The 21379-nt window shown below is 58.7% G+C and carries 26 protein-coding genes; 11 read left to right on the top strand and 15 right to left on the bottom strand.

The genetic code is table 11. The features are described 5' to 3' along the window. Positions 1-76 precede the first annotated feature (76 nt). Together MDHKLMBL_RS04645 and MDHKLMBL_RS04640 are read left to right on the top strand one after the other, a co-directional pair. Entirely contained in the window at positions 77-802 is a 726-nt protein-coding gene (locus MDHKLMBL_RS04645) for a YebC/PmpR family DNA-binding transcriptional regulator (RefSeq protein ID WP_008175958.1), read from the top strand. A gap of 37 nt (positions 803-839) precedes the next feature. Further along, complete coding sequence (locus MDHKLMBL_RS04640; protein ID WP_008175960.1) at positions 840-1586, top strand: glutamine amidotransferase; 747 nt, start codon at positions 840-842, stop codon at positions 1584-1586. A gap of 21 nt (positions 1587-1607) precedes the next feature. Here MDHKLMBL_RS04640 and MDHKLMBL_RS04635 read toward each other — a convergent pair whose 3' ends face one another. From MDHKLMBL_RS04635 to MDHKLMBL_RS04625, 3 genes are read right to left on the bottom strand one after another with little or no spacing between them, the layout of a single operon-like run. Further along, entirely contained in the window at positions 1608-1958 is a 351-nt protein-coding gene (locus MDHKLMBL_RS04635; protein ID WP_008175962.1) for an FHA domain-containing protein, read from the bottom strand. Between the two features lie 10 nt (positions 1959-1968). Next, positions 1969-2724: a protein phosphatase 2C domain-containing protein gene (locus tag MDHKLMBL_RS04630; protein WP_008175964.1), complete on the bottom strand. Its 756-nt coding sequence runs from the start codon at positions 2722-2724 to the stop codon at positions 1969-1971. Beyond that, positions 2724-4376: a serine/threonine-protein kinase gene (locus MDHKLMBL_RS04625; RefSeq protein WP_053114697.1), complete on the bottom strand. Its 1653-nt coding sequence runs from the start codon at positions 4374-4376 to the stop codon at positions 2724-2726. The genes MDHKLMBL_RS04630 and MDHKLMBL_RS04625 overlap by 1 nt, the downstream gene beginning before the upstream one ends. 159 nt (positions 4377-4535) lie before the next feature. On the opposite strand from MDHKLMBL_RS04625, the gene MDHKLMBL_RS04620 reads away from it, so the two are divergent. The 4 genes from MDHKLMBL_RS04620 (at position 4536) to MDHKLMBL_RS04605 (ending at position 8586) form a co-directional block, all read left to right on the top strand. Continuing rightward, complete coding sequence (locus MDHKLMBL_RS04620; protein ID WP_008175968.1) at positions 4536-5984, top strand: phospholipase D family protein; 1449 nt, start codon at positions 4536-4538, stop codon at positions 5982-5984. A gap of 19 nt (positions 5985-6003) precedes the next feature. Beyond that, entirely contained in the window at positions 6004-7068 is a 1065-nt protein-coding gene (locus MDHKLMBL_RS04615) for a carboxysome shell carbonic anhydrase domain-containg protein (RefSeq protein WP_104270223.1), read from the top strand. A gap of 106 nt (positions 7069-7174) precedes the next feature. Continuing rightward, on the top strand, positions 7175-7576 hold the full coding sequence (locus MDHKLMBL_RS04610; RefSeq protein ID WP_041645035.1) for a PA2779 family protein: 402 nt from the start codon (positions 7175-7177) through the stop codon (positions 7574-7576). Positions 7577-7635: 59 nt separating this feature from the next. Beyond that, complete coding sequence (locus MDHKLMBL_RS04605) at positions 7636-8586, top strand: PA2778 family cysteine peptidase (RefSeq protein WP_104270222.1); 951 nt, start codon at positions 7636-7638, stop codon at positions 8584-8586. On the opposite strand, the gene MDHKLMBL_RS04600 is transcribed toward MDHKLMBL_RS04605, so the two are convergent. From MDHKLMBL_RS04600 to MDHKLMBL_RS04590, 3 genes are all read right to left on the bottom strand, one after another. Further along, the gene (locus MDHKLMBL_RS04600) at positions 8583-9122 is read right to left on the bottom strand and encodes a class I SAM-dependent methyltransferase (protein WP_241956182.1); all 540 of its coding nucleotides are present in this window, start codon (positions 9120-9122) and stop codon (positions 8583-8585) included. The two genes, MDHKLMBL_RS04605 and MDHKLMBL_RS04600, sit on opposite strands and share 4 nt — an antisense overlap. A gap of 103 nt (positions 9123-9225) precedes the next feature. Continuing rightward, positions 9226-10212: a CobW family GTP-binding protein gene (locus tag MDHKLMBL_RS04595; RefSeq protein WP_053114694.1), complete on the bottom strand. Its 987-nt coding sequence runs from the start codon at positions 10210-10212 to the stop codon at positions 9226-9228. A 48-nt stretch (positions 10213-10260) separates the two neighbouring features. Further along, on the bottom strand, positions 10261-10656 hold the full coding sequence (locus MDHKLMBL_RS04590) for a hypothetical protein (protein WP_008175980.1): 396 nt from the start codon (positions 10654-10656) through the stop codon (positions 10261-10263). A 134-nt stretch (positions 10657-10790) separates the two neighbouring features. Here MDHKLMBL_RS04590 and rluF point away from each other — a divergent pair, with 134 nt between their 5' ends. Beyond that, positions 10791-11729, top strand: a complete 939-nt coding sequence (gene rluF, locus MDHKLMBL_RS04585; RefSeq protein WP_053114693.1) for a 23S rRNA pseudouridine(2604) synthase RluF — start codon at positions 10791-10793, stop codon at positions 11727-11729. A 27-nt stretch (positions 11730-11756) separates the two neighbouring features. On the opposite strand, the gene MDHKLMBL_RS04580 is transcribed toward rluF, so the two are convergent. The 8 genes from MDHKLMBL_RS04580 to MDHKLMBL_RS04545 all read right to left on the bottom strand — a co-directional run bounded on the left by MDHKLMBL_RS04580 (position 11757) and on the right by MDHKLMBL_RS04545 (position 17958). Then, on the bottom strand, positions 11757-12101 hold the full coding sequence (locus MDHKLMBL_RS04580) for a YdbL family probable chaperone protein (RefSeq protein ID WP_008175984.1): 345 nt from the start codon (positions 12099-12101) through the stop codon (positions 11757-11759). Positions 12102-12130: 29 nt separating this feature from the next. Continuing rightward, positions 12131-12313: a YnbE family lipoprotein gene (locus MDHKLMBL_RS04575; protein ID WP_014576371.1), complete on the bottom strand. Its 183-nt coding sequence runs from the start codon at positions 12311-12313 to the stop codon at positions 12131-12133. Positions 12314-12351: 38 nt separating this feature from the next. Beyond that, positions 12352-13872, bottom strand: a complete 1521-nt coding sequence (locus MDHKLMBL_RS04570) for an intermembrane phospholipid transport YdbH family protein (RefSeq protein WP_241956175.1) — start codon at positions 13870-13872, stop codon at positions 12352-12354. Positions 13873-13895: 23 nt separating this feature from the next. Then, positions 13896-15464, bottom strand: a complete 1569-nt coding sequence (locus MDHKLMBL_RS04565) for a bifunctional GNAT family N-acetyltransferase/carbon-nitrogen hydrolase family protein (RefSeq protein WP_104270220.1) — start codon at positions 15462-15464, stop codon at positions 13896-13898. A gap of 72 nt (positions 15465-15536) precedes the next feature. After that, complete coding sequence (gene thpR / locus MDHKLMBL_RS04560) at positions 15537-16079, bottom strand: RNA 2',3'-cyclic phosphodiesterase (RefSeq protein WP_104270219.1); 543 nt, start codon at positions 16077-16079, stop codon at positions 15537-15539. A 4-nt stretch (positions 16080-16083) separates the two neighbouring features. Next, positions 16084-16842, bottom strand: a complete 759-nt coding sequence (locus MDHKLMBL_RS04555) for an SDR family oxidoreductase (RefSeq protein WP_104270218.1) — start codon at positions 16840-16842, stop codon at positions 16084-16086. Positions 16843-16872: 30 nt separating this feature from the next. Then, positions 16873-17565, bottom strand: coding sequence for an SDR family oxidoreductase (locus MDHKLMBL_RS04550; RefSeq protein WP_041645030.1), 693 nt, complete (start codon positions 17563-17565; stop codon positions 16873-16875). Positions 17566-17631: 66 nt separating this feature from the next. Further along, the gene (locus MDHKLMBL_RS04545; protein WP_014576365.1) at positions 17632-17958 is read right to left on the bottom strand and encodes a putative signal transducing protein; all 327 of its coding nucleotides are present in this window, start codon (positions 17956-17958) and stop codon (positions 17632-17634) included. A 106-nt stretch (positions 17959-18064) separates the two neighbouring features. Between MDHKLMBL_RS04545 and MDHKLMBL_RS04540 the strand changes: the two genes are divergently transcribed. Beyond that, positions 18065-19135: an alpha/beta hydrolase gene (locus tag MDHKLMBL_RS04540; RefSeq protein WP_104270217.1), complete on the top strand. Its 1071-nt coding sequence runs from the start codon at positions 18065-18067 to the stop codon at positions 19133-19135. Here the strand turns inward: MDHKLMBL_RS04540 and arfB are convergent. Continuing rightward, positions 19132-19545 (bottom strand): alternative ribosome rescue aminoacyl-tRNA hydrolase ArfB, encoded by a 414-nt coding sequence (gene arfB, locus MDHKLMBL_RS04535; protein WP_014576363.1) that lies wholly within the window; start codon positions 19543-19545, stop codon positions 19132-19134. The two genes, MDHKLMBL_RS04540 and arfB, sit on opposite strands and share 4 nt — an antisense overlap. Positions 19546-19617: 72 nt before the next feature. On the opposite strand from arfB, the gene MDHKLMBL_RS04530 reads away from it, so the two are divergent. From MDHKLMBL_RS04530 to MDHKLMBL_RS04520, 3 genes are all read left to right on the top strand, one after another. Then, positions 19618-20286 (top strand): SOS response-associated peptidase, encoded by a 669-nt coding sequence (locus tag MDHKLMBL_RS04530; RefSeq protein ID WP_008175999.1) that lies wholly within the window; start codon positions 19618-19620, stop codon positions 20284-20286. 86 nt (positions 20287-20372) lie between these two features. Then, complete coding sequence (locus tag MDHKLMBL_RS04525; RefSeq protein WP_008176000.1) at positions 20373-20942, top strand: DJ-1/PfpI family protein; 570 nt, start codon at positions 20373-20375, stop codon at positions 20940-20942. A 50-nt stretch (positions 20943-20992) separates the two neighbouring features. After that, the gene (locus tag MDHKLMBL_RS04520; protein ID WP_104270356.1) at positions 20993-21373 is read left to right on the top strand and encodes a ribbon-helix-helix domain-containing protein; all 381 of its coding nucleotides are present in this window, start codon (positions 20993-20995) and stop codon (positions 21371-21373) included. The last annotated feature ends 6 nt before the right edge of the window (positions 21374-21379 follow it).

Genomic DNA, 21379 nt, shown 5'->3' with positions numbered 1-21379 from the left:
GGCCAAATAAGCCTGTCCCAAACCGGCAATGTTGAGTAAAATCCGGCCTTTTCCAGAGAACCAAGAGGCAGCGCAGATGGGCAGAGCCTACCAGAACCGCAAAGAATCCATGGCCAAGACGGCTGCGGCAAAAACCAAGGTCTACAGCAAGTACGGCCGCGAGATTTACATGAGCGCCAAGTCCGGAGGCCCCGATCCCCAGGCCAACCTGTCCCTGCGCGGACTGATCGAGCGGGCCAAGAAAGACCAGGTGCCTTCGCACGTCATTGAAAAGGCCATCGACAAGGCCAAGGGTGGCGCCGGCGAAGACTATGCTGCAGCTCGCTACGAAGGCTACGGACCGGGCAACTGCATGGTGATCGTGGACTGCCTGACCGATAACCCGAACCGCACCTTTGGCGACGTGCGCCTGGCCTTCACCAAGACCAAGTGCAAGATCGGCACGCCCGGAGCCGTGTCTCACATGTTCGACCACAGCGCTATTTTTGCGTTCAAGGGCGAGGATGAAGAGGCCGTACTCGAGGCGCTGATGGAAGCGGATGTCGATGTAACCGACATCGAGAACGAAGATGGCCTGATTACCGTGTTCACACCGAACACCGAATACGCCAAGGCTCGCCAGGCACTCGTGGACGCAATCGAAGACATCGATTTTGAAGTGGATGAAATCCAGTTCCTGCCCAAAACCACCACAATGGTGGAAGGCGACGACATCCCCATGTTCGAGAAATTCCTCGACATGCTGAACGAACTGGACGACGTGCAGAACGTGTTCCACAACGCCGAACTGCCAGAGCAGTAAACAACCCGGCCCGCTGGCCTCGCAGGAAGATAGCACCATGCAACAGAACGCTCCCACAAACCGCAAGGCGCGCGTGGTGGTCCTTAAAACAGGCACCACCTACCCGGACATTCGGGCAAGGTTTGGCGATTTTGACGAGTGGTTCCTGCGCGGGTTGTCAGACGAGCTGGATATCACCGTTGCCAATGCCGAGGCCGGTGAACTGCCGGGGAATCCTGAAGACTGGGACGGCATCGTGGTGACGGGCTCCCCTGCCATGGTGAGCGACCGGGCCGAGTGGAGCGAGAACGCGGGGCGTTGGCTGGTAAAAGCCGTCAGAAGCGAAGTGCCGGTGCTTGGTGTCTGCTATGGCCACCAGTTACTGGCCCACGCGCTGGGCGGGGAAGCTGGTTACCATCCGAATGGCCGGGAAACCGGCACCCACGAGGTTGAACTCCTTCCCGAGGCAGCTTCCGATGTCCTGTTCCGGGAGCTACCGGAAAAATTTCCGGCCCAGCTGACACACCGGCAGTCCGTGCTGCGCCTGCCTGAAGGCGCGGTGTTGCTGGGACGCAACCAGTTCGAGCCTCATCAGGCTTTCAGAATTGGTCCCTGCGCCTGGGGCGTGCAGTTCCATCCAGAGTTCACGGACGCCATTATGAGCGCCTACCTGAAGGTCCAGGCGCCCGACCTGACACGGGAGGGGCTTGATGCGGAGGCCCTGATCGCCGGCGTAAAGCCAGCGCCGGATGCGTCCTCGCTGCTTTCCCGTTTCAGCAGATTTGTTCAGGATCGGATCCGGTAATTCGCGGGCCAACCGTTAGGGTCAGTCGAGGATATAGGCGGTTTTTTCCATTGCCTGCTCTTCTTCATCGATGAAACGGAACTCATTCCAGCCAATGCGCACCATGTCGTTGCTGTTGAGACGCTGGCGGTCAGCAACCCGCAATTCGTTCACAAAAGTGCCATTGGTGCTGTTGCTGTCGGTAATGTAGTAATCCACCGTACCTTCCAGATAGGCATTGGGCACCGCTTCTATCAGGGCGTGCTGGCCGCTCACAGAAATTTCATCAATCTGGATATCGTTGTCCGGGCGCCGACCGATGCGCGTTTCCGGTTGACCGAGTTCAAAGGTGTTAACAACAACGTTATCCACCAGTTGCGAAAGCGAAGCCATGTCAGTTTCCTCAATACTCCAACGTCAGTAATACCACAGACACATTGTCACCCGCCTCGTTTGCCAGGCCGGCATCAATCATTGCCTGAACCGTGCGCTCCATGCCGTCACTTTCCTTATGGATTTCAAGCCACCGGTATTCCGGAACCGAATCAGTTAACCCATCGGAACACAGCAGCAGCACATCTCCTTCATCAAGCGTTTCACGCCGATAACTGGGGGCCGCCTGCTCCACCGTTCCCACGGCCCTGGTCAGGACATTCCGGAACGGCACATTGGGCACGTCGGCCCTGGTAATGCTGCCGTCTTCCAGCATGTTCTGGACCACGGTATCGTCCCGCGTGAGACACAGCGCCTGGCTGCCACGCAGGCTGTAGCAACGGGAATCGCCAATGTGAGCAATATGCGCCTGATTGCCACTCAACCAGGCCACCACCAGTGTCGTGCCCATTTTTTCAAGTCTTGGATCCCCGGAACGGCGGCTCACTATGCGCTCATTGGCCAACCTGAAGGCCCGATCCAGTTTTCCCCGGATATCCGCATCCGTGGTGCCGCTCGAGGCACCGGCGATTTCAGGCTCAAGGGATTCGATGATGGCATCAACCGCAAGGCGACTGGCAACCTCGCCTCCCTGGTGACCGCCCATACCGTCAGCAACCACCAACAACGCCTGGTCACCCGCATCATTGATCCGCCAGTCCACCACATCCTGGTTTGATTCCCGGACGGCCCCGCGATGACTCTGGCCGGCAACGTGATATCGCATCAGGACGACACCTCCTGGCCAGCCTCACGAACGGCCAGACGACGCACGGCCTCGGCCATGGTGGCGGCACTGGCAAAGCGCTTGTCCGGCTCGCGCTGGATAGCCTTGTTGATCAGACGGACCACCCCGTTTGGCAGATCCGCGTTGAACTCGCGGACGCTGCGTGGGCGCTTGTTAAGAATCTGGTAGGTCAGGTTGGCCAGGGTATCGCCCTGATAGGGCGTTTCGCCGCTCACCAGCTTATAAAGCGTTACGCCCAGGCTGTAGATATCGGAGGCACCGGTTACCTTCTGACCCTTCAACTGCTCCGGCGACATATACAATGGGCTGCCCATTACCGCGCCGGTGCGGGTTCGCGAGTCATCGGAGATCTTGGCAATGCCGAAATCGGTGATCTTTATATCGCCATTGTCGGGATTGAAGATGATATTCCCGGGCTTGATGTCGCGGTGGACGATTTTCTGGCTGTGAGCGTAGGCCAGAGCGTCCGCCACGCGGGCAACGATATCCAGAACCCTGGGCAGGGGCAGTAACCGTCCGGTTCTGCCGAATTCACTGAGCGGACGTCCTTTCGCATAGTCCATGGCGATATAGGCGAGGTCTGCCTCCTCGCCAACGTCATACACGGTGACGATAGCCGGGTGGCTCAGGCGGCCAGCGGCTTCTGCCTCCCGGAAGAATCGCTCCTTGAGATCCTGAAGCTGTCCATCATCAAACGCCTGGTAGCTGAGAGTCTTGATGGCAACGGTACGGGCAATCTTCGGATCCTTGCCCAGATAAACCACACCCATGGCCCCTCGGCCAATCTCCCGCTCGATTTCGTACCTTCCGAGGGTCGGGCGACTAACGGCGGGCTCGGGCATCAACAGGGTGCGGGTATTGTCGAAACTCCCTCCCTGCATCAACGAGTTATCCGGCGCGAGCTTTTCCAATGCCGACAGCCTCGCGGCGGTATCCCGAAAACCTTTCTTTCGCTCCTGAATACTGCGGTAGGTGCTGACCGCCTTGTCGTACTGGCGCTTGCGCTCCTGCTGGATGGCGGCGTCGTAGCGCAGCTCGATCTCGCTTTCACAGTCGGGGCAGCGATCCAGCGCTTCGAGGGCCTCGTCTGTATGACCTTGTTGCAGAAATACCTTGGCCAGCTTCAGCCGCGCATCCCGCACATTATCTGTCAGTGCACGGATGTGTTTGCGGGGCTGCAGCCAGAACAGCATCACCACGTAACCGACCACCAGCAACGTGAGCACCACGCCAAACGGCACCCAGGCATTGCGGTAGAACATCAAAGCCGCCTGGATCACCACGAGCGAGCCACCAAGCAAAAGAGTGACCGGCAGGGAAACGGCCGCGCCCATCGCCGGAATTGCAAGCACCAGATACAGTGCCGCAATTGCCAGCCCGGCGGTCACCGCCATGTCGGACCAGAGTGGTTCCGAAAGCCCCCGATCAGCCATAGCCGGCCCGAATGCCTCCTGCGGGAGAATCGTGGCCGGGGTCGCGCCCTCTGGCACGCCGAGAATGCTGAATAGCGCACGGTCAGCCCAGCCAACGAGGGCAAGCTGGTCCCCCATGAGGGCAAACACAACAGCCAGAACGAGAATAACGGCCCGCAGACTGAACAGGCGCGGTATGAAAGAGAGTATGGCGTTCACAGGCAACTTTGTTATAAATGGTTGATCTGACTAGTTTAGAAAGCGTGGCGGAACTTCGATACAACGACCGGGGTGTTTTTTGTAAGTGTTTGTTTACCTGAGAGAGAGGTCACGTATAGTTATGCCGTCGTTTACCTCAGGGATGATGGAAATACACACATGACACTGAAGTTACTGATTCTCCTGCTGTTGCTCACCCTGGCCGGCATCGGCCTTTACCACACCCAAAAGCCACTGCCGCCAGGCATCAGCTATCGTGGAACCGCGGTGCCATTGGAGGAACCCGTCCTGCTGACAGACGTCACCCGTCACTATCAGAACGGCCGTGAGGAGCGAGACCATGAAATCTTCGACGAGGTGTTCCGGCTTGTGGGACAAGCCAACGAGTTCATTCTCATCGACATGTTTCTGTTCAACAGCACCAAGCCGGAGGATGTAGCCCACCGGCCTCTGGCTCAACAGCTCACAGAGGCCCTGCTGGCGAGAAAAGCGGAAAAACCGGAGCTATCCATTACGGTTATCTCCGACCCCCTGAACACCATGTATGGCGGCACGACCTCACCCTGGTTTCAAGCCCTGCGCGATGGTGGCATTCCGGTTGTGGAGACGGCACTCCGGCCGCTACGGGACAGTAATCCCACCTGGTCTTCAATCTGGCGGCTGTGTTGTCAGTGGTTCGGCAACAACCCCGATGGAGGCTGGCTGGACAACGCCCTGGGCACCAGGCCTGTTACCCTTCGAAGCTATCTCGCCCTACTGAACTTCAAGGCCAACCATCGCAAGCTTATGGTCGCGGATGAGGCGGGCTCCCTGAGGGCCATCGTTACCTCGGCCAACCCCCACGACGGCAGCAGCCGGCATAGCAACCTGGGGCTTAGCTTCACGGGGCCGGCGGTCTTTGATCTGCTGAAAAGCGAGCGGGCGGTTCTCGCCATGTCGGGAGCGGACACCACGCCCATTGATGAGCGAATCAGCATGGCTCCCGAAGTCACTGGAGAACCGCAGAAATCCGAAATCCCCCTGGTGGCAGTGCTGACCGAATCGGAAATCCGGGATCAGGCTCTGTCCATGATTCAAGAGGCCTCGGCCGGTGATCAGCTGGACATGGCCATGTTTTACCTCTCACATCGCGATATTGTCACAGCCCTGGTCGACGCCGCCAGACGGGGCGTTGCACTGCGAGTTCTGCTTGATGCCAACAACGAGGCCTTCGGCCACCAGAAGAGTGGCATTCCCAACAGGCAGGTCGCCATGGAACTGGTTCGCGCGGGCGTTCCGGTACGTTGGTGTAATACCCTGGGTGAGCAATGCCACACTAAACTGTTGATGTTGGCCAGAGAAAACGGCGCAACAGAACTGCTCCTGGGTTCGGCCAATTTTACCCGGCGCAATCTCGACGATCTGAATCTCGAGACCGATGTCTGGGTATCGGTGGTGGAGCAGTCACAGGTTGCGAGCGGAGCCCGGCGATTCTTTGACGAGCAATGGCAAAAAGGCCCTGGCGACGATCCGGTGATGAGCCTGCCCTACGAGCGTTGGGCCGACGAATCCAGACTTCGCTATTGGCGCTACCGGATTATGGAGGCGACCGGCCTGTCGACCTTCTGAACAGAACAGGACAAAAGCCATGACAACACCCGTGCATGCGCGCCCTATCGCAGAGCGTATCGACTGGCTGATGGAGCTCAGCCGGGCCCATTCGGCCAGCTTCTGTAGCCCGGAAAACCATCTGGCCAGGCAGCGCTACCTGGCAGAGCACAATACCCAGATCATTGCGATGAAGTGCATGGATGGCCGCATCCACCTGCCCTACGTGACCCAGACGCCTCTTGGTGTCATTCACCCGTTCCGGAACCTTGGCGGGATCTTTGAGCTGGGCTGGCCCTACCTTGGCGACATGCTGGCGGACACGGTCCAGCAAGCCGTAACCCAGGGACGACGGGTGCTGATCATCATTACCTACCACTATTCAAAAGGTTCACGGGAACGGGGCTGCGCCGGCTTTGACTGCGATCGTGAGGCCGCCATGCGCCATGCGTTCCAGATCCGAAGCCAGGTGGAAAAGCTGTTCGGAAACGGCCACCGAACGGTCTATCCCCTGGTATGTGGTTTCGAGAGCGACGAGGATGCACTGGTTCTGCACGGTAGCCAGGAGCGAACGCTGGATCTGTCTACCATTCCTGTAACGCGACTTGCCGATATGGCCTCCGAAATCGCCTCCCTTTGTCCGGATATGCCGGAACCGGTTCAGCGTGATCTGCTGCCCCTGGTTGAGGGCAATATCCGGCACGTGAACGAGATTCGGCGTTTTGACCGGGAACTGAACATAGAGCACCGGGAGTGGGTCATCTGCCTTGGCAGGGGGTTCGATTTCCTGCACGCACCCAACGTAGCCCTGATCATCGGCCCTTACAGCCCGGATCTGTCCCATCCCATCCGCCAGGCCGCCGGGATCATAAAGAGCAACATGGATAATGGACGTGTTCCGGATGATGGTTTCCTGCTGCTCTGCTCCGCGCCCTACCAGGAACCGGGCACCCATAAGGCCCGGGCAGAACTGAAATCGGCGTTCCTGGCAGAGTTCGGTGCCAACGTTATCCGCCAGGCGTACCCAGACCTCGCCAGCCGAATGGTCGCACGCTCGGCTATACTCCATTGGCCGGAACGAAAGCTGCAGGTTTGTGAATCCTGAACGATTCGTATGTTGAGGGAACGCAACCGACTGTTTTATCGTCCGGTTAGTGCAAGATGACTAACAAACCGCTACACCGGAAGTAGCCAACGAGCAGGAGTGACCCATGTCAGGCATTCGCAAGCACTTGAGGTACGTTTCCTTTTTTATGGCCATGATGATGGCTCTTGGTTCCGTCTGGTCGGCCACCGCTACCGCCGGCATGGTTGGAACCGGCGAAATGATCGGGCAACAACAGGTTCAGCTGGACCGGCAGGAGCTGATCAGCATGCTCGACAGACAGGATGTGCAGGCCAAGTTGGCAGACCTTGGGGTCAGCCAGGACCAGGTCAAGGAACGCATCCAGAACCTCACGCCCGCGGAACTGGCGGATTTTGAACGTCAGCTCGCCGAGGCCCCTGCAGGGCAGGATGTGGTCGGCATCATTGTGTTGTTCCTGCTGGTATTCATTATCACCGATATGCTCTGTGCTACGAATGTCTTCCCGTTCGTGAACTGCATTCGATAGCGGGATCAGTGGCTGTCATTTTTCCCTCTCTAGAAGCGACATCCAGCAGGCTGATCCTGATGTTACTGGTCAGCCTGCTGGCCGGTTGCGCCAGTGCTCCCAAATGGCCAGCGCCCGAAACTCACCAGGCCATGCTGCCCGACAGGGTTGTGCTGGACGACGTACCTTTCTACCCCCAGGAAAGGTATCAGTGCGGGCCTGCGTCGCTGGCAATGATGCTGAACAGCCAGGGCCTTTCATCCAATCCCGATATTCTCACGGAGCTGGTTTATATTCCGGGCCGGGAAGGCTCCCTTCAGGTCGAAATGATCGCCGGCGCACGCGCCCATGGCATGTTGGTTTACCCGCTGGACGGTAGATTAGAAAGTGTCCTGACCGAGATCGCAGCAGGCAATCCAGTCCTGGTGATGCAAAATCTGAGGTTTGGCTGGTGGCCCCAATGGCACTTTGCGGTTGTGATCGGCTATGACGCCGGTGAGCGCGACCTGATACTCCACACCGATACCCGCAAGCATGAAGCGATCGATCTGGAAGTTTTCGCCAATACCTGGGGGCGGGCCGATAACTGGGCAGTAACCATCCTTCCGCCCGACCGGGTGCCTGCCACGGCAAAACCACTCCGCTTTCTCCAATCGGCCCACGACCTCGAGACAACCGGCCGAACCACAGCCGCTGGCATGGCCTATAAGACAGCCGAGACGACCTGGCCGGACCAACCGACGGCCACTATGGCCAGAGGCAACCTTGCCTGGCAGTTGGGCCACCGAGGCGAAGCACAGGAGCATTTCTTGCGCGCGGTGAAACGTTTTCCGAAATTCGCCGAAGGCTGGAACAACCTCGCTTTCGCGCTGCAGGCGAGCGGCTGCACAAACGTTGCGACCCAGGCGGCGAGATGCGCCGCCGCACTGACACCGGACCGCTTCGGTGAATCAGAATTGCTCAAACAAGAAGGCACCACATCCGCGGAACAGTGTCCTGCACTTCCCGAGTGCCCAAGGGAAGCCCCCTAGGCTGGCTTCCGGAACAGAGCCACATCCTTTCTCGGTATTTCCAGGCGCCAGCCAAACCGGTTGGCGAGCAGCTTGAAGGTGAATTCCCGGTAGAAGACCACATGGGTCGGGTCACGGCGATAATGCCAGTTGTCGAACCGGTCATCGTCGGTCTGGAAGCAGGTCATCACACCCAGCCAACCACCGGGCTTCAGCATCCGGTCGAGTTCCCTGAAAACGCCAGCGGGGGCGTAAAGATGCTCTACCACTTCGGTACAGGTTATGAAATCGTAGGTCTGATCGAGAGCCACTGCTGAGGGATAAAAATAGGGATCGTAGAGACTGACTGCCATGCCTTCCGCCTCAAGCATCTGCGCCAGTGCAGGGCCGGGGCCGCAGCCGAAATCCAGGCCGCTGGCGCCCGATGGCAGGCGCTCAAGCAGAGGTTCTGTCAGTTTCGAGAGAAATGTCCGGTACCCCGGATGAGACGGGTCATTATCATGCAGTTGGTAAATTTCCCGCTCCTGCTCAGGCGATAACCGGCAGGACGCATCCATCACCGTCGCCTCGCAGACATCACATCGAAGGTAACGCTGGGCCTTCACTGAACGGAAATCCGAGAGACTGCCCTGCTCGCACACCGGACAATGACTCACGCCCTCACCTCGGATCAAGTCCCGCGGCCGCCCTCATGCGGGCATCGAGTTCCCGGGCGTCAATCTGATCGGACGCTATGATCTCTGCCCGGCTGTAGGCTTGCGGTTCACCCTGAATAACGGTCAGGGCTCCATCAACCACATTGATCGCCCGCCAGCCGTCCACGGTCTGAACGACAGCCTTGAAGCGCACAAAGGCCGAGTCCATGGCCATCACCAGCAATGCGTTCTCATCGAGTATCAGTTCCGGATGTATGCGCCAGCCAACACTGAAATGCCCCTGTCCCTGATTGGTAATCTGTTGCCAGGGCTCGTCATCAATAGTGGGGGCCGGCGATGCAGTCTTATGATGGTGGTGATGGTGAGCTTCCGGATCGGTCACCGGCAGGGCATCCGATTGGCCGTCCAGCCAGCCCGGTGCCAGATGCCCGAACCGCGTGTGGTGAATCGCCCGCTTGGCGGGTTCCAGTTGTGCGGCCCACTCATCAAAATGAGTCAGTTGCTCCGGGGTGCAAAGATCAGTCTTGTTGGCAACGAGAATATCCGCCGCAGCCACCTGATCCCGGAACTGCACATTGCCGAGCACCTTCGGTTCTTCGAGCCTTCGGGGGTCCACCAGGCAGATTACAGGGCCCATGGCGAGTACATCCTGGTAGTGCTCGCTGGTCAGGGTGTCCAGAATCTGAGAGGGGTGACCGAGCCCGGTCGGCTCAATCAACAGACGATCGGGCTTTGCCTTGTGAATCAGCTGGTTGAGCCCTATCTGCATCGGCAGGCCGGCAACACAGCACATGCATCCGCCGGGTATTTCCTTGATGAAGGCGCCTTCGGTCTTCAGCATGGCGCCATCGATGCCCACCTCGCCGAACTCGTTGACCAGAACCGCCCAGACCTCGTTTTCCGGTTTGCTTTTCAGAAGATCCAGAATGGCGGTGGTTTTACCGACACCCAGAAAACCAAGTATCAGGCTGGTAGGAATAGGTTGAGCCATGGCGCCGGAGGCACTCCTCTAAGAATCAAAATGTTATATTATAACAATTTATCCGCCAGGACGATCCTCTTTCAGGAACAGTCCGACGGCCTTGTCTGATAGCAGGGCATGAGCAAGTGCCGGATAGGGCAGATAGTGAACAAACAGCGTGGCGAGGGTGACTGCATCCATGCCGGCATCCAGGAACATCCAGGCCCCGAAGGCGACGAACAGGGCGCCCAGAAAACCGCCATAGATCCACAGCGCCCGTGAGCGCTCCTCAGGCATCGGCAAACGCTCAAGGGTCCGTGCGATTGAGAAGCTCATGTAGACGGCAATCAGGGCCGCAATGACCAATGAGGCCAGCAACCCGGTAAATCCGATCAGATACCGGAACAGGTAGTTGGTCAGGAAAAACAGGGCAATGCAGGTAACGGCAACAATGGTGATGCGTGTCTTTTCCATGGCGGCTCAGGGTTTGTTGGTTTTAAGGATAGGCGCAAAGAATGGCAGAGACGCCGGGAAAGAACCACCCCTGCTGCGACCGGGGTTCCAGACTGATATGATGCCCGTCATTCTCACTGGCAACCGGACACCCGATGACCACTGGCAATTCCACCCGGCTCAACAAATACATCAGCGAAAGCGGCATGTGCTCCCGCCGGGAGGCCGATCGCTATATCGAGCAAGGCAACGTCTACATCAACGGCAAACGAGCAACCGTGGGCGACCAGGTGCTTCCGGGTGACACGGTCAAGGTGAACGGCCAGGTGATCGAGCCACGGGCTGAAGAAGATCTCGTGTTCATTGCACTGAACAAGCCGGTAGGGATTGTCAGCACCACGGACAGCGCGGAGAAACACAATATCCAGCGCTTTGTGGGTCACAGCGAACGCATCTTCCCGATCGGACGTCTGGACAAGGACTCCCAGGGCCTCATCTTTATGACCAGCAACGGCGACCTGGTCAACAAGATACTGCGGGCGGGCAACAACCACGAAAAGGAATACCTGGTTACCGTCGACAAGCCGGTCACCCGGGAATTCGTGGAGGGTATGGCCAATGGTGTGCCGATCCTCGGAACCATGACGAAAAAGTGCAAGGTGTCGCGGGAGTCACGATTTGTCTTCCGGATCACCCTGGTTCAGGGCCTCAATCGCCAGATCCGTCGCATGTGCGAGTATTTTGGCTACGAGGTTACCAAACTGGAACGGATCCGGATCATGAACGTGAGCCTGAAAGGGCTTGCGGTGGGCCAGTGGCGGGACCTGAGCGAGAAAGAGCTGGCCGGGCTGTTCGATGCCATCCGGGATTCGTCTTCCGAAGCCCCGCCCGGCGCTGGCAAGCCAGCAAAAAAGAAGTCCGGAACGAAGGCCAAACCAAAGCCTGATCGCAAGCCTGGCTCTGCATCCGCACCAGGTAAGCCCGGTGGCGCCAGGCGCCCCGGCCCGAAAGGCAAGCCCGCACCTGGCAAAAAGCCGGCATCGGGCAAACGGCCAAAAGGCGGCAAGCCAAGGCAAAAGAGCGTTAAACGGTAAGCGAGGCTCGCACCTGGCCGCGCCGGGCTACTTTTTCACCCACTTACCGCCCATTTGCACATACTGGCCGGACGGAGTCTTCTCAATCGCCTTCTTGCCTGCAACCGTCTCCACCTGGGTTACCGGAATGTTGTGTTTTTCGGCAATGCGCTTGTACTCATCCCGACGGGCGCTGTTAATGGCTTCCACCACTTCCTTCGCCTGCCCTTCGGCGCGCACCACTTCCAGATAACCCGTCGGTGTTTCTCCAACCAGCCCCTGCTGCTTGACCGAGTCCAGTTTCTGTTTGGCTTCATCCAGCCCCATGGCAAGCACGGAGGCGCTGATACCGAACGCCAGAACCAGCGCAAACATCTGTATCAATCGTTTCATCTTCAACCCCTCAAACTTTCCGGACACAGTCAGAACAAGCCCTGTTCGCTGAACAGATCATCCACTTCCTTATCCACTTTCACGTAGATTTCGTGCTGGATTTTCACGTTCAGGTTGACCGTAATCGGCTCCTTTGGCGCCGCCATCTGCACTGTCGGCGTGCAGGCAGCCATCGCCAGAGGAAGCATCAGTATCATCAGTGTTCTTGCCATGGGCGACCTTTCAGGCCACCAGGGCCGCACGGGTTTTATCATGGTGCTTTCTCCTCACCGGATTCCTGCAGCAATTTCCGGACGCGCCTGGTAACAGCTTCATTGACCCTGCCACTCAACTGCAGACTGGTGAGCAGCGCGGGAATGTCTTCCTCAAGATTGACATTGAGTACCACCGGCTGCCCACCCCTCAGGTCCGGATTCTTACCTTCGAGGCGAAGGCCAAGGCTCAACTTACCCTGTTCATCGTAGTCTATCGTGCTGTTGAGGACTGAATAGTGAAAGTTTTGCAACGCCTGGACCACGATGTCCATGGCCTGGTTGCCACCGAGCATCGCCTGGAGCTTGTCCGCCGGCAACTGCAAACGGCCGCCAGGATCTATTGCGGAAATACTGCCTGCACTCACCTGCACCCCGTCGCCACTGATGCCCAGAGGAACTCGCCCTCGAAGCAACCCGCTTCCAGACAGTCCTTCGGCTGGATACACGGCCATCAGACGGCTGAGGGAGACGTCCTCAACCTCCACAGGGATGCGACCAGACCCACCGCCTAAATCGTACCTGGCAGGAGGCACTCTCAGGGTACCTTCGAGGAACCGGGCCCTGGCCTGCTGAACCTCCAGAGTGCCGGCCAGCAGTTCCGTGACCGGCGCGCTGTAATTCCCTGAAAAAAGAACCGAGGTGACGGGAATGCCGGCATTGATCTCGCCAACGGTCATGTCCCTGAAACGGGTCGTAATCCGGGAATTTTCCAGCGATCCCCGCACCTGGCCGGTGAGCCCTGATACCGCGGTCCGGTTAAATACCCCGCCAACATCCTGCAGTTCAACGCTGCCACTGGCTGCAAGTTCACCACCCTGGCCGGTCGAAACCTCCATCGACAACCGGGCATTGCCAGAATCCACTGTCAGCAGATCCGGCCATCCGACCAGGGTTTCTGCCAGGGCCTGAACGCCCTGTTTACCGTCGATAACAGAGTCGATGGCGACGGATACGCCGCCTTCGGGATTGAGCTGGATATCGAGATCAGCCGTAAAGCCGGACTCGGAAGCCAAGGTGCCCTGCACCCTGAGATCTGCCAGGCGGCCCTTTGCCCTTCCCTGAAAGTTCCACGTTTGCGGCAGTAATTGCGGATGTTCGACGCGCGCGGCATCGACCCTGATGTCGCCATCAATGGAAATGCGCTGCGCCCAGGGGCCATTTGCGCCATAGTCCAGGGTTACCGTTGTATTGCTGAGATCCGTGCGCAGGTTGTTGAGCGTCAGCGGCTGGTCTGCACCGACAAACGTGAGATGTTTGGTCAGAACAAGAGACGAAGGAGCAAAATCGATGGTTGCGACATCACCGTTGGCGGTCACAGAAGGCCGGACATCTGCACGGCTGCCTGTTACTTCCCATCCGCCGGACCGTATATCCGGCAATGCCATACCCACCGAGCTCTGTTCAATGGCAAAGGACCAGCCTGCAACCGCCAGGGGCCAGGCCACCAGAGCCATACCACCGGCCCAAAGAAGCCCGCGGCCGATGCGTTCAGGCTTTACAGACCCTCTACTGGGCAAAACGACGCTCCTGTCGGCTCGGTTTACTCACCACGCCAGGTCACGCTGTAAAGATCGTGCCGGCGGTCCTGAAGGTTTTTAACGGTACCACTGTTGCGGGCAGTGATCAGTACTTCCGGGCGCAGATCCGCAAAGGCAACCGTCTCCACGTTGGGCTCGGTGTCAGCGGCGATGCCATCCCGGGCGAAGGGAAAGTCGCAGGGCGTCAGGATGCAGCTCTGGCCATACTGGATTTCCATGTTCGGTACGTTCGGCAGGTTTCCGACGTTGCCGGACATCACCACGTAGACCTGATTCTCCACAGCTCTGGCCTGGCAACAATAGCGAACCCGCAGGTAGCTCTGCCGCTCATCGGTACAGAAAGGCACAAAGATGATATGCACGCCCTGGTCCACCAGGTGGCGGGTCAATTCCGGGAACTCCGCGTCGTAGCAGATCAGCACACCGATGGTGCCGCAGTCCGTCTCGATGGCGCTGACCCGGTTGCCGCCCTGAACGTTCCACCAGAACGCCTCGTTCGGCGTCGGATGAATCTTGGGCTGGCTGAACACCTGACCATCCCTGAGAAACACGTACGCCATGTTCCGGATGGTGCCGTCTTCCTCACGGACTGGCGTTGAGCCGGCGACAACATTGATGTTGTGGCGCAGAGCCAGATCCCGCATCAGTTCACGATAACGCTCTGCGTAATGGGTGACTGCGGCAAAGGTCTCGGCGGGGCTGCCCTTGCGGGCTTCGATGGAAAGCAGCTGCAGGGTGAACAGCTCGGGGAACACCACAAAGTCGCCCTTGTAGGTGGAAACAACATCGACAAAATAGCGGACAATCTCGCTGAATTCGTCGAACGATCCGACCGGGCGTTGCTGGTACTGAACCGTGCCTATGCGCACGGTATCGCGCATGCGTTGACCGTAGCGCTTCCGACGGCCGTTGTTCTCCGACTGGGGTACTTTCGGGTTACGCCAGACCAGATGAATACCATAGCCCATGGAATCGTGGTCGGCATCGAGATAATGCGGAATAATTCCGTGCACTTCGAAGCCCTGATGAAGCTGGAAGGAGAGCACCGGATCCTTCTGTTCCTTGCTTCGAATGGCCTCCACATATTCCTCGACGCTCGTGAACTTCTTCAGCCGCTGGCGCAGGCTCGGCAAACGGCCGGCAAACACCACTCCCTGCAGGTTCAGGGCCTGGCATAACTGCTTGCGCTCGTTGTAGAGCCGCTCCCCAATGCGGTAACCCCGGCATTCCGGATCAACACAGACTTCCATCCCGTACAACCAGTCCCCCTCCGGGTCATGCCGCGAGGCATAACCGTTACCGGTGATGGAGATCCAGTCGTGGGCAGCGAGTGCGATCTCTTCCGCGATCCGGAACGTGGCGCAGTAGCCGACCACGGTGTCTCCGAGCATGGCAACAAACTGGCCGTCGGGAAAGGTATTGATCTGCCCGGTCAACGGCCCCTTGGTATAGCCGTACATGCCCGTGCCTTCATAAACCCGGCGACTGAGCTGGATGATGCCTGGGATATCTGCAAGCGTGGCATTGCGGACGTACAGACGCTGATCAGGATCGGAAAACGGGGGGCACATAGACACCTCAGGAAAGGCGTTGATTTCCCCTCATCTTTGGTGGGACGACAGGGATTCGTCAAGACAAATCGGCTATCCGGCGTTGCGCAGGGAGAAGCGATCGACCACTGAATACACGGAACCGGCCGGGCCAGGTTTGCTTTCAAAAAGCACAAATTCAGTCACCTGGAACTGGCCGAATCCATGGTCACCATATTCAACCAACAACGGTTCAACAGAACCCGGATGGCGTTTGAAACGGGCCAGCGTAATGTGCGGGCGAAATACCCGACGTTCAGCCACAAAGCCCAGATTCTCCAGTCGCCGCCCGAGAGTCTGGTGCAGCGCAGCCACCGGTGCCGCCGGCTGAACACCGGCCCATAGATTCTTCGGACTTTCGGGCTGGCCGAAACAACCAACGCCGGCAACCTCAAGCGGGAAGGATTCCGAATCTATCTCACGGGCTGAAATGGCTACGGCTTCGAGACCTTCCGCGCTCACCTTCCCCAGAAACAGGAGGGTGATGTGCAATTGCTCAGCACTCTGCCATCTGGCGCCTGTCACCGGTGATCTGACCTTCAACAACCGGGCCTTGATTTCAGCCGGAAGCTCCAGCCCGAAAAAAAGCCGTGGCAACGCCCTATTCCTCGTAGATCATCTTGCGCACCATGCCGCCATCGGCCACAAAATTCTGGCCAGTGATAAACGAGGCCTCCGGCGAAATGAGGTAGGCCACCAAGGAGGCAATATCCCCAGGTTGCCCTACCCTGCCCGCCGGGTGCTGCAGGTGGTCGTTTTCGGAAAGCGGTTCAACCGGCTCTGCGCCGCCCTGCCAGGCCCGGGTATCGATCCAGCCGGGACTGATGCAGTTAACGCGGACATAGGGCCCCAGGCTCACAGCAAGGGCATGAGTGAGTGCCACAATGCCACCCTTGGTAGCGGCGTATGCCTCGGTGTCCGGCTCGGACTGAAGCGCCCTTGTGGAGGCCATATTAACGATAGCGCCTTTCGTTTTTCGAAGGTGCGGCACCGCATGCTTGGTGACCAGGAACGGCCCGGTCAGGTTCACGTCCAGGCGGCGCTGCCACTGATCCAGGCTCAGTTCCTCAATCGGCCCCGTCTCGGGGTTGGCGATTCCGGCATTATTGATAACGGCGTCCAGACGGCCGCCCCAGCGAAGGACTTCGGCAACGATGCGCTCCACATCGGTTTCCGAAGCCACATCGCCGGGCAGAAAGTGCAGTGCATGATCTGCACCGGCGGCCAACCGCTCACCGACGGCACTGTCGGTGTCACAGAACGCCACCTTCCAGCCAGCAGCGGCCAGGTGAAGCACAATGCCCCGGCCGATGCCTTTGGCGCCGCCGGTCACCAATGCGACGCGATCGGTTTGACTCAAAACAACCTCCGTTACGACCGCCCCTACCGGTTACTCAACCTTGGGCGTGGGCCGGACAAGAATTTCATTTACATCGACATGTGCCGGCTGAGCCACGGCATACATGACCGCATTGGCAATGTCCTCCGGCTTCAATGCATGGCCAGGACGTTCATCAAAGAAGGGCGTGTCCACCATGCCCGGTTCGATCAGGGTAACGCGGATACCAGAGCCTCGAAGCTCCTCACGAACACCATAGCCAATGGCGGTTACCGCCCACTTGGTCGCACTGTACATAGAACCGGGAATGGTGGCACGGCCTGCCGCAGAGCCGGTTAACAGCAAGTGGCCCTTGCTCTCTTTGAGCGCCGGCATGCAATGCTGGAGGGTCAGGCCCACCCCGTAGATATTGGTCAGGATCATATCCTTCCAGACGTCCGGGTCAGCGCCGCTGAATCCGCCCGGCTCACCACCGCGGCCGGCGTTGGCAAACACCGCATCAATGCGGCCAAAGGTTTTCAGGGCCTGGTCGACCATGTTTTTCTGGTCATCACCGCTCTGGACGTCGCACTGGACCGTCAACACCTTTTCCTCGCCACCCAGCTCCTGCTGCAGGCCTTTGAGTTTGTCTTCAGAGCGCGCGGCCAGAACCAGCCGATAGCCCTGTTTCGCGGCCGCTCGCGCTGTTTCCGCGCCGATGCCTGACGACGCGCCGGTAATCAGCATTACAGGTTGATCTGCCATAAGCTTTGTCTCCTGTTGCTTGGGAAGTGTGGGTAGGGCTACGCCCGGTGACCCCAGACCGATCAGTCAGTAGATCTGCAGCAGGATGAGAGCGACGATGGCCAGGGCCAACAGAAACCAGCGGGCGTAGTGGTCGGGGCGATCCTCTTGGTCGCTGGCAGCCCGGCTGAGACTGCTGCCTGACGTCTGCTCATACTCGGACACCAGTTGCCGCGCCCGGTAGAGATCCTCATCATCGACATGCACGTTGCTGAAGCCCGCGGCACCAATATCACCCATGGCACCCTGAAGGTAATGGCCTCCGACATGGGCCTCAATACCATTGGCTTCCAACAGACCAGCCACAATGTGGGCTTCGGTTATGTCTCTGGCCCGATAGGCTATTTGCAACACGCGACTCCTTCTGTGACCGTTCCGGGCAGAACCGGGACAAATCTGCGAGTATCATTTGAAGGATAGTTCGACCTGCCCGGTGGGGCCAATAACATACGGATCGACCATGCTCTGGATTATTCTCGCCATCATCGTGTTCATCGTTGCCGCAACCCTGCTTCTGTTCCGGCTTGAGGATCTGTCTCATCTGGATCGGGATGATTACCCGATCAAAGACGCAACACCCAGCGAAGCCAACCGAGAAGTGCTGGGACGCATCCGCGAGCTGGGGCAATCTTCAAAAGGCCTGCGCGGTAAGGCGCGGCTGATGGCGCTCCGAAAACACATGGACGGGCTGAGTGAAGGCATCGAACTGGCCTCGGAGCTGCGTCATTGCGAGTCACCCCGTGGCGAATGGGTTCTCGCCCCGGGATGTGATACCCGCCGCCGCATCCTGTACATTCATGGTGGCGCCTGGGCCGCTGGCAGCCCCAGAAGCCATCGGGCCATTACCGACCGTTTATCGCAGATAACCAGAGCCGCAGTGTTCGCACTGGACTACCGTTTAATGCCGGAGAACCGGTTTATGGACGGTGTAAGGGATTGCCGCGAAGCCTATACATGGCTCCTGAAACACGGCCCTGATGGCGCCGAACCGGCTGATTTCATGGTGGTCGCCGGGGATTCTGCCGGCGGTAGCCATACTCTCGGGCTGATTGCGTGGATTCGTGACAATGGCCTGCGCCAGGCGGATGCTGCCATCGCGTTCTCACCATCCACCGATCTGACCCTGACCGCGCCGAGCAACCGCAACAACATCGGTACCGATCCACTGCTCGGGCCTGTGTTTGGTGGCCTGTCGAAAATCCCACTGCCGGTTATCTGGTGGGCCACACTGGCGGCATTCCGGGTCTCCCCAACCAGCCCTGTCGCCTCACCATTACGCGGGAATCTGAAGGACCTGCCCCCAACGCTCATACAGGCCAGCGACACCGAGATGCTGCTGGACAACGCCCGGCGTTACGCCGCGCGGGCAGAAGCAGCAGGTTCTCCGGTTACCCTTCATACCTGGCCGGGAATGGTGCACGTATGGCAGATCTTTGTGCCCTTACTCCCGGAAGCGGAGGAGGCCTTCGATGACATCAGGGCTTTCCTAGAGCAGCTGGAGTCCCGGGGTAGCGAACAGGCTTCGGCCTAAACCTGGACCTTGCCCCGCAGGGCCTTGGTTTTACCTTTTTTGGTCTTCTTGTCCACACGCTTGCGCTGTGAGGACCGGGTCGGTTTGGTGGGACGTCGGGCCTTGCGGGGTTTGACGGCCTCCTGGATCAGCTCTTTCAGCCGCTCCAGCGCATCCTCCTTGTTTAACTCCAGGGTTCGGAAAGATTGCGCCTTGATGATCAGCACACCCTCTTTACTGATTCGCTGATCATTGAGCGACATCAGTCGCTCCTTGTAGAACGGTGGCAGAGAGGAGTTGGGAATATCGAAGCGCAGGTGCACCGCGGAGGCGACTTTATTCACGTTCTGGCCGCCGGCACCCTGGGCCCGGATCTGGGTGATTTCGATTTCCCAGTCAGCAAGTTCAACAGCGTTGGATAGTTTCAGCATCTGCTAAGGTTAACAGAATCCAGAACCGTGGGCTTTCAGCACCGGGATTTGTGTGAGGAACAACCAGTTATCATGTGCGGACGATTCACCTTCTATACCCCACCGGACACCCTGATCCTCGAGTTTTTTCCCGAGGGCATGGAGGTGGACGGGCATTTTGACCCCGGCTACAACATCCCTCCCGGCACAGGTATTCCAATGATCCGGATGAGCATGAACGGCAGCCTGATCATGGCTCACTCCCACTGGGGCTTCCGGCCGGCCTGGGCGGATCAGAAAGCGCCGGCTCCGATCAATGCCCGCGCAGAAACAGCAGCCACATCAAAATACTTCCGGGACGCCTTTGCCCATCACCGTTGCCTGATACCGGCCAATGGCTGGTACGAATGGCAACAAACGGAACATGGCAAAGAACCTCACTACATAACGCCAGCGAATTCCGGGAAGTATCCGGCGATTTTCTTCGCCGGCCTCTGGACCCCGAGAGAAGGCGACGAGACCACCGCCTGCGCCATCATCACCGAACCGGCCAGCGAACACCTGAAGCATATCCATGAACGTCAGCCCGTGGTGCTTGATCCGGCCTGCCTGAGGGACTGGCTGAATCCGGAAATCACCGACCGGACACAATTGCGAGCAGTGACCCATCGCCTGGATCCTGAACAGCTGAAAGCCATTCCCGTTTCGCCGGAGGTGAATAATCCGAGGCATAACTCGCCGGACCTGATCCGGGAGGCCTGAGGCCTGTAGTAATCCTCTAATACCCGCTTCTTCACCGACGCTGATACTGTTTCCAGACTTGGCAAGACAATCACAAGGAGACAGCCATGAGCGGGAAGAAGATTCTGATGATTACGGGTGACTTCACCGAAGATTACGAAACCATGGTGCCGTTCCAGGCACTGCAGGCCGTCGGGCACACGGTTCACGCTGTCTGCCCCGACAAGAAAGCCGGCGACACGGTTGCCACAGCCATCCATGATTTCGAGGGTGACCAGACCTACACCGAAAAACCGGGGCACCGGTTCGCCCTGAACGCGGATTTTGACGGGCTGGACCCCGCGAACTACGACGCATTGGTGGTGCCCGGCGGTCGCGCTCCTGAGTACCTGCGGCTTAACAAGGATGTACAGAATCTGGTTCGCCATTTTTTCGAGACTGACAAGCCAGTGGCAGCGATTTGCCATGGTGCCCAGTTGTTGGCCGCAGCCGGGGTTCTGGAGGGGCGCAAATGCTCGGCCTATCCTGCCTGCCAGCCGGAGGTGGAACTGGCCGGCGGCACGTTCGCCGGTATCGAGGTTGATCAGGCGGTTACCGATGCTAATCTGGTAACAGCGCCTGCATGGCCCGCTCATCCGGCCTGGCTGGCGCAGTTTTTCAAGCTGCTGGATCAGTAATGCAAACGGGGCCGGCCCACCGGCCCCGCCACGCTCTCAGGGAGGCCCGCATGTGCAAGCTCTTTATCAACGCCGATCCGGAGCTTTGGGTCAGCCGGACCCACTCCCTGCGAATCGATGGCATGGTGACCAGTGTGCGAATGGAAAACGCCTTCTGGCAGGCACTGGCCGAGCTGGCCGAACGGGATGGCATGAACCTGCCCCAGATGATCACACGGCTTTACCACGAATCCATTGATGCCGGCCACGACCTCGGTAACTTCACGTCCTTCCTTCGGGTGTGTGCGCTCCGCTATCTGGAGCTCCAGCTGAGCGGCGACGTTCCCCGGGATACCCGGGTTCCGATTGCCTCGCTGGATGCAGACCGCATTCTTGCCAGCAAATCCGGTGAGCCGGCAACACCGGAGGTGGTAACCAAGGCCAGGCACTGATAAGAG

Source organism: Marinobacter flavimaris (assembly GCF_002933295.1).
GTDB classification, from domain to species: Bacteria; Pseudomonadota; Gammaproteobacteria; order Pseudomonadales; family Oleiphilaceae; genus Marinobacter; species Marinobacter flavimaris.
Note: the sequence above shows the minus strand (reverse complement) of the source record. Positions and strands in the feature narration are given on the sequence as shown.